Raw genomic sequence first — 12,878 nt, 5'->3', positions numbered from 1 at the left:
GGAAATCCTCGCCTGCGAAGGGCCGGTATCTCGGTCGTTGTCCCTGAGCCTCAGACACGAATGCCGGTGCGCGAGGGCTGTGCGATAAAGCCGGCTTTGCCTGTGATGCAAAGGCTGACGCCTACATCTGCCCGGCCGGGGAGAAGCTGGTCTACCGGTTAAGGGCCCCGCAGGATGGCAAGGCCATCAGTGTCTGCAGGTCGAGCACCTGCGCCGGCTGAGTCATCAAAGACAATTGCACCAACAGCACGGAACGCCGCATCCGTCGCCGGGAATAGGAAGACGTCCCTGAGAGTGTGCAGCATCGGCCGGACCAGGATCCCACACAACCGGCCTTGCGCAGTATGACAGTTGAGCATCCCTGCGGCACGATCAGATCATGGATGGGTGCCACACACGTCAAGATGAGACGCCTGAAGAGCGTCGCCACTGAGATGGCCTTGCATGTCCTTGCCTGCAACATGACCCGCGTGACGAAGATCATGGGCATTCCAGGCCTTGTCAGCGCGATGAACGCTTAAAAGGCGTGGGCCCGGCAAAGAACAGTACCTTGAAAAGCCAAATCTCCCCAGATTGCCTCAGAAACGGCACTCAGACCGGATCTGAGGGATCAACGCGGACAAGCCGGCGAAACAGGTGTCCAAAACCCAGACCGGGAAAAGCGGCTCAAACCCAGCCGGTTTCCACGCAGCCTCTCCGCTTCACAGACTTCTGCCGGGCGCACCCCGGGCAACATCTTCAGCGTGAGGCGTGTCAGATACCGGCGTCGATGATCGCGCGGGCCAGAACGGGGATTGTTTGCGCGTTCAGGCCGGCGATGTTCATCCGACTGTCGGCGACCATGTATATCCCGCTGTCGCGGCGCATCTCCGCCACCTTTTCGGGGGTGGTGCCAAGCCGCGAGAACATGCCGCGATGCTGTGCCAGAAATCCGAAACGGTCCGATCCGGAGAGACGCTGCAGCTCATCAGCAAGCTGGCTGCGCAGCCCGAGCATACTGGTGCGCACCTCTTCCAGTTCGGCCATCCAGTCGGCGCGCAAAGCATCATCGTTCAGGATCATTGTCACCAGCCGCGCGCCATGGTCGGGCGGGAAGCTGAAATTCTGGCGGTTGAGAAAGGCCAGCGTATCCTGGTTGCGTTTGCGGGCATCAGCGTTGCTGCTGATCGCCATCAGCAGCCCTGTGCGCTCGCGGTAGATGCCGAAATTCTTCGAACAGCTCGCGGCGATCAGGCATTCGGGGACCGATGAGGCCACAAGCCGGGTGGCAGCGGCATCCTCCTCAAGGCCGTCACCAAAGCCCTGATAGGCGATGTCGATCATCGGCACGGCACCTGTCTCAAGCAGCACGTCGATCACGGCTTTCCATTCTGTCATCTTCAGATTGGCACCGGTCGGATTGTGACAGCAGCCGTGCAGCAGAACCACATCTCCGGGCTTCGCGGTCCGGATATCCGCGATCATCCCGTCGAAATCGACGCTGCGGCTTTCTTCGTCGAAATAGCGGTAGGGGACCATCTCCATGCCGAGATAATTCAGGATGGACAGGTGGTTGGGCCATGTCGGATCCGAGACAAAGACCCGCGCGTCCGGGCGTGCCATGCGGATGAGTTCAAACGCCTGGCGCACAGCACCGGTGCCGCCTGGTGTGGCAGCGGCGGCAATGTTGTCACGCGGGACGGCATCATCAAGCACCAGCGCGATTAGCGCATCTGCAAAGGCCGGATCTCCTGTCAGGCCGGTATAGACCTTGCTGTCCTGCGTCTCCCAGAGCATGTGCTCCGCGGCCTTGACGGCGCGCATGACGGGTGTAAGCCCGGTTGCGTCTTTGTAGACACCGACACCGAGATCAATCTTAACCTCACGGGGGTCGTCCCGGTATTCCTGCATCAGCCGGAGGATACCGTCTACGGGGCGGTCTTTGAGCGTCTCAAACATCAGGCTTCTCCGGTTGCAACGGGCACAGTGGGAAACATCCCCCATTCGGCCCATGATCCGTCATAAAGTGACCATTTACGGTTGCCCGTGCGCTCCAGCGCAAGAGCCAGGATCGCGGCCGTAACGCCTGAGCCGCAGGTGGTGATCACGGGTTTGCTCAGATCGACACCGGCGTCTTTGAAGGCCGCTGTGATCTCATCGGTGCTTTTCATGGTTTTGTCGCTGTTGAGCAGGGTCGTGTAGGGCAGGCTGCGCGATCCGGGGATGTGGCCAGGGCGCAGACCCTCGCGGGGCTCAGGCGCTTCGCCGCGAAACCGCACTCCGGCGCGGGCATCGACAATCGCATAGTCCGCCAGCTTGGACGCCGCGGAGACCTGGGTGACATCCCGCACAAGGTGGTTCTGAAACCGCACCGTCATGTGCCGGTCGCGGATCACCGGAGGCATGTCTTCGACCGGGCGCTCTTCGGCCTTCCACTTCGGGAAACCGCCGTCCAGAACGGCCACGTTCTCCTGTCCCATCAGCCGGAAAAGCCACCAGACACGCGCGGCCGACAAAAGGCCGGCGCCATCATAAATCACAACCTGGTGCCCGTCGCCCACGCCCATCGCACGCAGCCGGGACATGAATTTTTCAACCGGCGGCGCCATATGCGGCAGGTCCGAACGCGCGTCCGAGATATCATCGATATCAAAGAACCTTGCGCCGGGAATATGCGCCTCGTCATATTCCGCGCGGGCATCGCGGCCGGCCTCCGGCAGGTACCATGAGGCATCAAGAACACGCAGATCGGGGTCTTTGAGGTGCTGGCCCAGCCATTCAGTAGAGACAAGCGTTTTCGGATCGTCGGCCATGCGGCACCCCCTGCTATCAGACAACCGTCTGATTATCGTCACAGGGCTTTGGTGGCAAGACCACGCACCGCATCAGAGCGGCGCGGTCAGCTGTGTTCTTTGAGCAGCCTGGATTTCTGCCGAGACCAGTCGCGTTTGGCCGAGGTCTCGCGCTTGTCGTGCAGTTTTTTACCTTTGGCGATGCCGATTTTGATCTTGGCCATGCCACGGTGGTTGAAGTAAAGCACCAGCGGTACAAGCGTCATGCCTTTGCGCTGGGTGCTGTTCCACAGATTTGACAGCTGCTTGCGGCTCACCAGCAGTTTGCGGCGGCGGCGTTCATCGTGCTGAAATGTCTTTGCCTGCTTATAGGGTGCGACATAGGCGTTCACGAGCCAGAGTTCCCCATCCTCGACCGCTGCATAGCTCTCAGCGATATTGGCGCCGCCTTCACGCAGGGATTTCACTTCGGAGCCCTCAAGGATAATCCCGCATTCGAGGTCTTCCTCGATTGCATAATCAAACCGCGCGCGGCGGTTTTCAGCGACCACCTTATAATTCGGGTCGGATTTAGAGGACGTTTTCACCTGTGCCATGGTGCGGATGTAAGGCGTCAGGCCGGGTCGTGCAAGCCGGGGTCATGTGCAACTGGCAAAGCGGATATCCAGGGGCGCGCAAATAGTGTATGGAGGAGATATCGTTCCGTTCCGGAGTCCACGACTTTGATGTTCAATCCCACGGCGACCCTTGCTTCGTCTTTTGGCGAGCACCTGTCTGAAACCTTTCTGGATTACTTTTCGGGACGCGACCCGGAATACGCAGCCTACATCAACGGCTGTGCGAAAATGGTACTGGAACGGCTGGGCAATTCGGACGCGCTTTACCACAACGCCGAGCACACGATTATGGTCACGCTTGTCGGCCAGCAGATCTTGCGCGGGCGTCTGGTGACCGAAGCCATTCAACCCAATGACTGGCTGCATTATATCATCGCGCTGCTGGTGCATGACATCGGCTATCTGCGCGATATCGTCGAGGGGGATGACGATAACAACGTGGTCATCAACAGCAATGGCGATACCATCAGCCCGCCGCGCGGCGCGTCGGATGCGTTTCTGGCACCCTACCATGTGGACCGCGGGATGATGTATGCCACGCGCCGGTTCCGGGGGTCTGCCGTGGTGGACGAGGAGCGCATCGCCCGGGCGATAGACTATACCCGCTTTCCGGTGCCCGAAGACGAGTATTATCAGTCCACCACAAGCGAACCTGCTCTGGTGCGCGCGGCGGACCTGATCGGACAGATGGCGGACCCGTTTTATCATCGCAAGATCGGCGCGCTTTTTCAGGAGTTCAGCGAAACCGACATGAACGAGCGGCTCGGCTATGAAAGTGCCGTCGATCTTATGGAGAAGTTTCCGGATTTCTTCTGGTCACAGGTACAGCCGCTGATCGGCCCTGCTCTGGTGCATCTTGAGCAGACGATGGAAGGAAAGCAGTGGGTCGCACAACTTTATAATCATCTCTTCCAGGTTGATTACCGCACCAGCATGCTCGGCCCCTTTACCGGCAAGTAGGCTGGTCAGTCGCCCAGTTTGGCGTGCACCTCATCGAGATCGATCTCACCCAACGGCGCTTTGTTTGCCGGATTCTCGAAATCATAGCGAAACAGCCGGAAGTCGCGTTTGTAGATCTCATACACCAGATGCATCGAGAGATCGTCAAAGTAGTCTTCGACCGGGTGCAGCCGTTTCGGCCCGTGCCCCGCGCTTTCGTTAAAGCGCGGCACTTCGCTCAGTTTCACCGCGTGCGGCGTCTCGATGGCGTCCAGCACATCCTGCATGCCGGCATTGAACTCCTCAGTCCAGATGATCCGGTCATAGGTGCCGCCATTCACGATAAAAGTGCTGATATGGCCCGACATGGCCGACCAGTGGATATCCGGGTCCATCGGTTTGCGAAACCGGATGCTGTCGCGCGCAAAAAGCAAAAAGCGGCGGAACGACGCGATCTGATCAAACTCGCCGGTGCCGTCCGGCCCGCCCACGTCAATGCCATAGCGCTGAATGAGCTGAGGGACGAGATTGCCGCGATAGCGCCTCCCATTGCGCTGAATCCCGCAGATCTTGTCAAAAAACGAGCTCAGGATACGGGTGTAGGGATTGCGCACACAGGTGAATGAATAAGAGCTGTGGTTCTGCACATTTTGCGTGATCGGCTCTTTGCTGCCGTCGAGGGCCCATTTGTGCAGCCCGCTCTGGGCATCGTGGATGTCGCCATCGAAGTATTCGCCATGATCGGAATAATACATGATCTGCCCGATGGTCGAGCAGGCACATTTCGGTACGACCCGATAGACCACGCTTTCGCTGGTCGTCATCCAGGTTCCCGGAAACCCCATCTGCTCATCCTCCTGACAGCCCGTTCTGGCGTCATGGCCTTCTTATATTCACAAAAAGCAAATAAATGCGGTTTATTCAATCGGGCTTCGCGCTTATCACTGTTGTGAGCAGACTGAAAACACGCCGTAAGAGCACCTGATGGCAAGAATCGCCTATATTATGCTGTGTCACAAAGACCCGCGTGCCATCATCCGGCAGGCGGAGCGTCTGACGGCGGCCGGTGATTATGTATCGATCCACTTTGATGCCAGCGCGCCGGAGCAGGATTTTGATCTGATCCGCAAGGCCCTGACCAAAAACGCGAGTGTCGCCTTTGCCACCAGGCGGGTGCGCTGCGGCTGGGGGGAATGGTCGCTCGTGCAGGCAACGCTGAATACGCTTGAGGCGGCCGTACGCGCGTGGCCCCGGGCCACGCATTTCTATATGCTGTCGGGCGATTGCATGGCGATCAAGACCGGCGAATACATCCACCGGTATCTCGATGACAATGAGGCCGACTTCATCGAGAACTTTGACTATTTCGAAAGCGACTGGATCAAAACCGGCATGAAAGAGGAGCGGCTGATCTATCGCCACTTTTTCAATGAGCGGGCCCGCAAGACGCTCTTTTACGCCTCGATGGAAATGCAGCGGCGTCTGGGGCTGTCGCGCAAACTGCCCGAAGGCCTGCAGATCCGCATCGGCAGCCAGTGGTGGTGCCTGCGGCGCTCGACCGTGGAGCAGGTGCTGGAATTCGTGAAGTCACGGCGCGACATCCGGCGGTTTTTCAAAACTACCTGGATCCCGGATGAGACCTTTTTCCAGACGATCGTGCCGCATCTGATCCCGTCAGAAGAGATCCGCAACCGTACCCTGACCTTTCTTATGTTCACCGATTACGGGATGCCGGTCACGTTCTACAACGATCATTACGACATGCTGATCGGGCAGGATTTTCTCTTTGCCCGCAAGATCAGCCCGGAAGCAGATGACCTCAAACGCCGACTGAGCCTGCTTTATTCGGCCTCCGGAGTTGATTTCCGGATCTCCGACGAGGGGCCTAAGCTTTTCAGCTTTCTCACCGGGCGCGGTCGTATCGGGCGTCGGTTCGCGCCGCGGTTCTGGGAAACGGAATCGACCCTCGGGCGTGAACGCGAACTGATGATTTTGATCTGCAAGAAATGGCACGTTGCCAAACGGGTTCTGGACCGGATGCGGCAGGTCACCAATGTGCCATCGGTCGAATATCTCTTTAACGAGGAAGACACGCCCCTGCCCGATCTTGGCGGCATCCAGACCTCGCTTGAAAAACGCACGCGGCACCGGCGTGCGCTCATGCGGATGCTGTTCGATTTTTACGAGACCGACCGGATGATTGTCTGTATGGATCCGGGCAATATCGGCCTGCTCCAGGATTTTGCCGCCGACCGGTCTGTCACACGGATGCTGGAGATCGACTGCGCCTTTTCAGACGAGTATCTGATCGGTCACGCGATGCGGGTCGGCCTTGCCGGGCCGCAAACTTCCGGGGAGACACTTGCGCGCCTCATACCGACCATCCGCAACGATATTACCTATGAAAGCGACCGGATCCGTGACGCGGAGTTTGATCATCTCAGCCGCATGCGCGAAACTGCCGACATCGGCGAGAACTCAAAAGCCCTCGCGGATTTCCTGTCGATCCCGCAGGCGCGCGCCTGGGAGATTGCCGAGACCGACGGATTATTTGCAGACTGACGATCAACCGGAGAACCGCATGGACTACGCCTACGACGATCAGAATATCTTTGCGAAGATTCTTCGCCGCGAAATTCCCAATACCACCGTTCTGGAGACCAGCCACAGCCTGGCGTTCCGCGATCTCTACCCGCAGGCGCCCGTGCATGTGCTGGTGATCCCCAAAGGTGCTTATGTCAGCTATGATCACTTCGCCGCAGAGGCCTCCGATGCTGAGATCGTTGACTATACCCGCGCGATCGCAGAGGTCTGCCGGATGGAAGGTGTCACGCTGTCGACCGGCGAAGGGTTCAGGATGATCTCAAACGCGGGCGATCACGGGGTGCAGGAAGTGTCGCATCTGCATGTGCATATCCTGGGTGGCCGGCCGCTCGGGCGGATGCTGGCAAAGGACAGCTGAGCGCTCAGCGGTCGAAGTCATCCGGCGACAGCGGCGGGCCGCAGAAGTTCATTTTAAACCGCTCGGCACTTTCCCCGATCCGTGCCATGTCATCCGGGATTTTAAACTGACCTTCGGCCATTTCCGCGAAGAAGCCCTCGAACCCGCCCGGTGTCAGGATAACCAGGTGGCGCGACGGGACATCACTCAGCACCGTAAAAGTGTGTGGCGTGCCGCGCGGGATAAACACAGAGCCGCCCGGTCCGCACACTTCTGTTTCGCCGTCCAGCCAGAACCCGATCTCGCCGGTCAGAACCACAAATGTCTCATCGGCATCGTGGTGAATATGCCGCGGCGGGCCGGAGTTTGGCGGCGAAATGCTGTCGGTGACCGAAATGGCGCCGCCGGAGGTGCCCTGATCAATCAGCGTCCGGTACTGCGTGCCCAGCCATTCAATGCTGTCGGGTCCCAGTGATTCTGTGTCCATGAAGGCATCCTCCTGATTGTGATGTCACCTGCGGTGCGGCAGGATTGCAGGTATCCGGGTGCTGCGCCCGGAATTAACGACGGCCGCGCTGGCGTGCCCACCATTCGCTCAGGCGGCCACGCCGCTCTGCCATGGCGTCTTCTGTCGCTTCCCAGCTGTGCTGCATCTCTTCCAGCGTCGGATCGATACGCTTTGCCCGAAAACGGCGCCAGCGGACCCAGACGCCATACCAGATTGCGGCGACAATCCCGAGGATCAGGATGCTCACCCAGGGGATCGGTTTGCCCACATCCGGCCCGGCGACTGTCTTTACAGAGATCGCATTGGGAAAGATCGAAAAGAATTCGTTGCGCCAGCCATAGTGCCTGATCGCCACATAGCGCGGGTTGTCCGCGGTTGAGCGCAGGTCCGCGGCTTCGGCCTGCAGGTTGGACGTGTCGAATTTGAAATACGGCGGCCAGGACCAGCCGGTGTCCTCGTTGCGATACACCATAACGCCGCCGTTCACGCGGCGTGTCTGGATAAAGAATACGTCGCGGCTGGTGACAGTCGTGTCGCTGCCAATATCCGCCTGCGACCAGAACAGGCGGTTCTCACCAGGATCAATGCGCTTTTCATAGGTGTCGGTGATGCGCACAATATCGGTCTGAGGCAGAGTGTAGTGGAAAAACCCGGCGACCAGCAGCCAGAAGCCGATGATGAGTGTCCATTTCACGTAAACCATGGCGTGCCCCTTCTCAGGCAAAATTCGTCAGATAAATAATCAGCGCGACCAGCAGCGAGGGTACCACATAAACCCCAAGGATGAGCTTGCGGCGCAGCGACCCGTCGTATTCTTTCAGCCCGGCGTCCACAAATGACGCCTTGTTGCCCGGGCCGCCGTCTGCGTCCCAGACCGCTTCGAGTTTCTCGCGCCGGCGCGCCCGGGAATAAAGCGACAGGCACACATAGACCACCGTCAGAACGATAAAGCCGATGAAAACCAGTCGTGCCAGTGCGAACATTGCCGTGCCTTCTTTCTGCTTTGTCGCCTGATATATAGGCATAAAAGACGCAGTTTCATCAACCGCGGGTAACTTTCCTCTTCATGTCAAAGCCGCGCGCCTCTGAAAAGGTGCAATGGCGTGCAAGGGCCGCTGCGCGGGTCCCGGACCGTGTGTTGTGGCTTGCCCGGCTACTGATCGGTCAGAAAAGCTGTCAGGTCGCTGCCGGGATCGGTGAAGGCGTCGATTACATCGAAATGGTGGCGATCCGGTACAATGACCTGTCGCGCCCCCCATGTCCGTGCCAGCAGATCCGCCTGTTCGAGAAACGCCGGGCGTTCATCGGCACCGACCCAGATTTTCACCTCCGTTTGCGGTGGCGCCATGTTGACGAGGCTTTCCGCCTGCGCTTCTGCCGCATTGATCTGCAGAATATCGTTCATGCTGGTTTCCATCAGCGGTGTAAGATCAGCCACGGGAGAAACCGGGGCCACGCGCACGATCCTGCTGCGTACCGCGTCGGGCAGGATCAGCGGATCGGTCATGCGCCCCGCCAGATGCCCGCCGGCGGAGTGTCCCGCCAGTACAAGAGGACCGTCCGTGCGGCCCGCGATCTTTGTCACAGCTTCAGCCACCTGGCGGGTGATTTCGCTGATGCGCACATCGGGGCAAAGATCGTACCCGGGCATCGCGACCGACCAGCCCGCAGACAGCGGCCCGGCGGCAAGATGCGACCAGGAAGTATGGTCAAAGGCTTTCCAGTAGCCACCATGCACAAAGATCACAGTGCCGCGCGGCACCCCGGGTGCGTTGAAGAAATCAAACACCTGACGGTCAGAAGACCCGTATCTGATTGAGATTTCGGCACGCGGTCCGAGGCTTTTACGGAAACGGTCCGCCTCCGCCTGCCATTTCGGTGGCCAGGTCTCGGCGCCTTCTATGTAGGCGGCATTGGCGTAGGCATCGTCCAGTGGCTTCATTTGTTACACCCGGTTTTAGGAACTGGACAATCATAGCCAGACTTGATTTGAGAACTACAGTCATTTTCGCGGAGGACCCGAAATGAAAGATATTCTAAACACTGACCTCAAATCCCTGCTCAAAGATCCGAGCCTGCTCGAAACACGCGCCTATGTCGGCGGCCAGTGGGTCGAGGGGGACAACGGCACATTCGATGTGACGAACCCGGCACGTGGCGATGTAATCGCCGAAGTGGCCGACCTCAGCCGTGCGCAGGTCGCAGATGCGATTGCTCTGGCTGAAGCCGCCCAGAAAGAATGGGCGAAATGGACCGGCAAAGAGCGCGCTGCTGTTATGCGCAAGTGGTTCGATCTGATGATGGAGAACGCCGACGATCTGGCGACGATCCTGACTGCAGAACAGGGCAAACCCCATGCCGAAGCCAAAGGCGAAATCGGCTATGGTGCGAGCTTTATCGAATTCATGGGCGAGCAGGCCAAGCGCGTCTATGGCGAAACCATCCCCGGACATCAGCGCGACAAGCGCATCACGGTGCTGAAACAGCCCATCGGTGTTGCGGCCTCGATCACGCCCTGGAACTTTCCCAACGCGATGATCACCCGCAAAGCAGCACCTGCGCTGGCGGTGGGATGTTCTTTTGTCGCCCGTCCGGCAAAGGAGACGCCGCTCTCGGCAATTGTGATGGGTGTGCTGGCCGAACGCGCCGGCGTGCCTGCCGGTGTTTTCAACGTTGTGACATCGTCGTCGTCTTCCGAGATCGGCAAAGAGTTCTGTGAGAACCCTGCCGTGCGCAAGCTGACCTTTACCGGCTCGACCGAAGTCGGTCGCATCCTGCTGAAACAGGCAGCCGATCAGGTGATGAAGTGCTCCATGGAGCTTGGCGGCAACGCGCCCTTCATCGTCTTTGATGATGCCGATCTTGATGCCGCGGTCGAAGGCGCGATGCTCTGCAAATTCCGCAACAACGGCCAGACCTGCGTCTGCGCCAACCGGATTTACGTGCAGGCCGGCGTCTATGATGCCTTTGCTGAAAAGCTGAAGGTGGCTGTGGAAAACCTGAAAGTCGGTGACGGTCTTGAGGATGGCGTCACGACCGGGCCGCTGATCAACGCCGAGGCTGTCGAAAAAGTCAAAGAGCATATGCAGGATGTCGTCGATAATGGTGGCGCTGTGCTGACAGGCGGCAAAGAGCATGAAAAGGGCGGCACATTCTTTGAGCCCACAATCGTCACCGGGGTCACCCAGTCGATGAAGGTAGCGCAGGAAGAAACCTTTGGCCCCCTCGCCCCGCTGTTCAAATTCGAGGACGAGGATGAGGTGATCGCGATGGCGAATGACACGATCTTTGGTCTGGCCTCTTACTTCTACGCCAAGGACCTAAGCCGCGTGTACAAAGTGGCCGAGGCTCTGGAATACGGTATCGTCGGCGTGAACACCGGCATCATCTCAACCGAGGTCGGCCCGTTCGGTGGTGTCAAACAGTCCGGTCTGGGCCGTGAAGGCTCGCATCACGGCATCGAGGATTACCTCGAAATGAAGTACATCTGCATGTCCGTCTGATACCGGACACCATAATTTACCCAAGGGGGCCGCATTTCGGGTGCGGCCCCTTTTTTGTTCCACCCCTTATTTTCATACCTGTAATTCGCCTTGCCCGGACGAGGTCCAGCTTTTTGTGAACTTTGTTCATAAAAACTATTGACGGAATCATGTACTGCTCCTACTTGTTGTGAACATTGTTCATAAAAGGAGAAACACAATGTTTATTCGCTCTGCACTTATCGGCCTGACAATGGCCCTCACTGCCACAACTGCTTTTGCCGGGCCGTCCGGACAACACTCAGCCCAGGCATCCGATCACGCCGCTGCCGCCGCAAGCCACGGCAGCGCGGCTGTCGCTTCGGGTGTGGCAACCGTCGTGGCGGTGCCTGTTATCGCTGTCGGCTCAACCCTTGCAGTGACCGGGTCGGCGCTTGAAGAGCTGGGGGCCAGCACAATTGACGCCGGCTCTGACATTATCGGATCAACGCACGCCGCCCCGCAGACAGAGCCCTGCTACGTTCAGGGGTACGGCGCCAGACCTGCGGGCCTTCACACACCCTGCGTCGCGGCCGGTCCGGCACCCACGCTCGACTGATCCACACCATTTAAGGGAGATACCCGATGAAACGATTTGCCATTCTTTGTGCCGCTCTGATGTACGTGCTGCTGCCGACCCTTGCCGGGGCCGGCAGTACGGAAAACGCAGTAAAAAAGCTGCCTGCAGAGGATGTCGCGGCCTTTGCCGACAACCTCGAACGTGATCTGGCGGCACGCGGTGCCAATGTCGCGATTGTCGCCCGGGTCGGCCGTGACCGTGAAACTCTGCCCCACGGCATCGACTATACGCATGTCGCCTACTGGGTTTTCTCGCAGATGACCCGCCAGGATGGTAGCACCTACAGGGGGTATCGCGTCTATAACCTCTATCAGCAGGCCGGTGACGATACCGCCAGCCGTCTGGTCCAGGACAGCCCCACAGATTTCTTTGCAGGTGCCTTTGTGCTGGATGCGGGCGTGATCATTCCTGACCAGCGTTTGCAGAAAAAGCTGCTCGGCGTCATCAGCAGCCCGGCTTATGCGCAGCTGCACAATGCTCGCTATTCCGTGCTGGCCAACCCTGCGTCACTGACCTTTCAGAACTGCACTGAGCACACGCTCGATGTGCTGATGGCGAGCCTTTACGGCACCACGGATAAAGTGCAGATCAAGGCCAATATCAACGCGCATTTTAAACCTCAGACCGTGAAGATCGGCAGCCTGAAGCGTATCTTTGCGCCGGCGTCCTCTGCCGCGATGACCACGGCGGATCACGGCAGGGACATCACGACCGCCACTTTCGGGTCGCTTGCACGGTTTATGGCGGAGAATGACCTGGCCCGACAGATCTATCGCTACACACCCTATAAGGCTCAGTCGTTCTGAGTTTGACAATACAGGCGTGATACGGGCAAGACACGCAGGCATGACAAAAGAAAAGACCCTTTCCCGACGCGACCGGAACCTTGCGGATATCCGGGAGCGCGCCACACTGGCGGCAGAGCGCATCGTCCTCGAGAAAGGGGCCGGTGCGCTTTCCGCGCGCGGTCTGGCCAAAGCTCTCGGCATTTCTGTAGGCTC

At 58.8% G+C, this 12,878-nt stretch carries 14 protein-coding genes; 6 read left to right on the top strand and 8 right to left on the bottom strand.

Annotated elements, in window-relative coordinates; genetic code table 11:
- Positions 1–753: 753 nt before the first annotated feature.
- The 3 genes from Q0M35_RS12980 to smpB form a co-directional block, all read right to left on the bottom strand.
- Positions 754–1,938 (bottom strand): amino acid aminotransferase, encoded by a 1,185-nt coding sequence (locus Q0M35_RS12980; RefSeq protein ID WP_295315952.1) that lies wholly within the window; start codon positions 1,936–1,938, stop codon positions 754–756.
- Positions 1,938–2,792: a 3-mercaptopyruvate sulfurtransferase gene (sseA, locus tag Q0M35_RS12975; RefSeq protein WP_295315950.1), complete on the bottom strand. Its 855-nt coding sequence runs from the start codon at positions 2,790–2,792 to the stop codon at positions 1,938–1,940. The genes Q0M35_RS12980 and sseA overlap by 1 nt, the downstream gene beginning before the upstream one ends.
- 86 nt (positions 2,793–2,878) lie before the next feature.
- Entirely contained in the window at positions 2,879–3,367 is a 489-nt protein-coding gene (gene smpB, locus Q0M35_RS12970; protein ID WP_169642036.1) for an SsrA-binding protein SmpB, read from the bottom strand.
- Between the two features lie 126 nt (positions 3,368–3,493).
- Between smpB and Q0M35_RS12965 the strand changes: the two genes are divergently transcribed.
- Positions 3,494–4,348, top strand: a complete 855-nt coding sequence (locus Q0M35_RS12965; protein WP_295315947.1) for a hypothetical protein — start codon at positions 3,494–3,496, stop codon at positions 4,346–4,348.
- Between the two features lie 5 nt (positions 4,349–4,353).
- On the opposite strand, the gene Q0M35_RS12960 is transcribed toward Q0M35_RS12965, so the two are convergent.
- Positions 4,354–5,172 carry a sulfotransferase family protein gene (locus Q0M35_RS12960; RefSeq protein WP_295315945.1) on the bottom strand — a complete coding sequence of 273 codons (819 nt, stop codon included), beginning with the start codon at positions 5,170–5,172 and terminating at the stop codon, positions 4,354–4,356.
- Positions 5,173–5,311: 139 nt separating this feature from the next.
- Between Q0M35_RS12960 and Q0M35_RS12955 the strand changes: the two genes are divergently transcribed.
- Both Q0M35_RS12955 and Q0M35_RS12950 read left to right on the top strand, forming a co-directional pair.
- Positions 5,312–6,889, top strand: a complete 1,578-nt coding sequence (locus Q0M35_RS12955) for a DUF5928 domain-containing protein (protein WP_295315943.1) — start codon at positions 5,312–5,314, stop codon at positions 6,887–6,889.
- Between the two features lie 19 nt (positions 6,890–6,908).
- Complete coding sequence (locus Q0M35_RS12950; RefSeq protein ID WP_295315940.1) at positions 6,909–7,289, top strand: HIT domain-containing protein; 381 nt, start codon at positions 6,909–6,911, stop codon at positions 7,287–7,289.
- Positions 7,290–7,293: 4 nt separating this feature from the next.
- Here Q0M35_RS12950 and Q0M35_RS12945 read toward each other — a convergent pair whose 3' ends face one another.
- The 4 genes from Q0M35_RS12945 to Q0M35_RS12930 form a co-directional block, all read right to left on the bottom strand.
- Positions 7,294–7,755: a cupin domain-containing protein gene (locus Q0M35_RS12945; RefSeq protein ID WP_295315938.1), complete on the bottom strand. Its 462-nt coding sequence runs from the start codon at positions 7,753–7,755 to the stop codon at positions 7,294–7,296.
- 73 nt (positions 7,756–7,828) lie between these two features.
- Entirely contained in the window at positions 7,829–8,479 is a 651-nt protein-coding gene (locus Q0M35_RS12940; RefSeq protein ID WP_295315935.1) for a DUF1523 family protein, read from the bottom strand.
- A 13-nt stretch (positions 8,480–8,492) separates the two neighbouring features.
- A complete protein-coding gene (locus tag Q0M35_RS12935; RefSeq protein WP_295315954.1) occupies positions 8,493–8,759 on the bottom strand; it encodes a hypothetical protein in 267 nt (88 codons plus the stop codon).
- A 170-nt stretch (positions 8,760–8,929) separates the two neighbouring features.
- The gene (locus Q0M35_RS12930) at positions 8,930–9,718 is read right to left on the bottom strand and encodes an alpha/beta fold hydrolase (RefSeq protein WP_295315933.1); all 789 of its coding nucleotides are present in this window, start codon (positions 9,716–9,718) and stop codon (positions 8,930–8,932) included.
- 82 nt (positions 9,719–9,800) lie between these two features.
- Here Q0M35_RS12930 and Q0M35_RS12925 point away from each other — a divergent pair, with 82 nt between their 5' ends.
- The 3 genes from Q0M35_RS12925 to Q0M35_RS12915 all read left to right on the top strand — a co-directional run bounded on the left by Q0M35_RS12925 (position 9,801) and on the right by Q0M35_RS12915 (position 12,683).
- On the top strand, positions 9,801–11,279 hold the full coding sequence (locus Q0M35_RS12925) for an NAD-dependent succinate-semialdehyde dehydrogenase (protein ID WP_295315931.1): 1,479 nt from the start codon (positions 9,801–9,803) through the stop codon (positions 11,277–11,279).
- A gap of 199 nt (positions 11,280–11,478) precedes the next feature.
- Positions 11,479–11,856 (top strand): hypothetical protein, encoded by a 378-nt coding sequence (locus Q0M35_RS12920; protein ID WP_295315929.1) that lies wholly within the window; start codon positions 11,479–11,481, stop codon positions 11,854–11,856.
- Between the two features lie 26 nt (positions 11,857–11,882).
- Complete coding sequence (locus tag Q0M35_RS12915; RefSeq protein ID WP_295315927.1) at positions 11,883–12,683, top strand: DUF2145 domain-containing protein; 801 nt, start codon at positions 11,883–11,885, stop codon at positions 12,681–12,683.
- Positions 12,684–12,878 lie beyond the last annotated feature (195 nt).

It is taken from the genome of Roseobacter sp., assembly GCF_024639605.1.
GTDB lineage: Bacteria > Pseudomonadota > Alphaproteobacteria > Rhodobacterales > Rhodobacteraceae > Roseobacter.
The sequence above is the reverse complement of the archived record's forward strand: the minus strand, read 5'-3'. Positions and strand labels throughout refer to the sequence as shown.

Excerpts from the sequence above, each read along its gene's own strand:
- Q0M35_RS12980 (WP_295315952.1), bottom strand. The coding sequence starts at position 1,938 with ATGTTTGAGACGCTCAAAGACCGCCCCGTAGACGGTATCCTCCGGCTG.
- sseA (WP_295315950.1), bottom strand. The coding sequence starts at position 2,792 with ATGGCCGACGATCCGAAAACGCTTGTCTCTACTGAATGGCTGGGCCAG.
- smpB (WP_169642036.1), bottom strand. The coding sequence starts at position 3,367 with ATGGCACAGGTGAAAACGTCCTCTAAATCCGACCCGAATTATAAGGTG.
- Q0M35_RS12960 (WP_295315945.1), bottom strand. The coding sequence starts at position 5,172 with ATGGGGTTTCCGGGAACCTGGATGACGACCAGCGAAAGCGTGGTCTAT.
- Q0M35_RS12955 (WP_295315943.1), top strand. The coding sequence starts at position 5,312 with ATGGCAAGAATCGCCTATATTATGCTGTGTCACAAAGACCCGCGTGCC.
- Q0M35_RS12950 (WP_295315940.1), top strand. The coding sequence starts at position 6,909 with ATGGACTACGCCTACGACGATCAGAATATCTTTGCGAAGATTCTTCGC.
- Q0M35_RS12945 (WP_295315938.1), bottom strand. The coding sequence starts at position 7,755 with ATGGACACAGAATCACTGGGACCCGACAGCATTGAATGGCTGGGCACG.
- Q0M35_RS12940 (WP_295315935.1), bottom strand. The coding sequence starts at position 8,479 with ATGGTTTACGTGAAATGGACACTCATCATCGGCTTCTGGCTGCTGGTC.
- Q0M35_RS12935 (WP_295315954.1), bottom strand. The coding sequence starts at position 8,759 with ATGTTCGCACTGGCACGACTGGTTTTCATCGGCTTTATCGTTCTGACG.
- Q0M35_RS12930 (WP_295315933.1), bottom strand. The coding sequence starts at position 9,718 with ATGAAGCCACTGGACGATGCCTACGCCAATGCCGCCTACATAGAAGGC.
- Q0M35_RS12925 (WP_295315931.1), top strand. The coding sequence starts at position 9,801 with ATGAAAGATATTCTAAACACTGACCTCAAATCCCTGCTCAAAGATCCG.
- Q0M35_RS12920 (WP_295315929.1), top strand. The coding sequence starts at position 11,479 with ATGTTTATTCGCTCTGCACTTATCGGCCTGACAATGGCCCTCACTGCC.
- Q0M35_RS12915 (WP_295315927.1), top strand. The coding sequence starts at position 11,883 with ATGAAACGATTTGCCATTCTTTGTGCCGCTCTGATGTACGTGCTGCTG.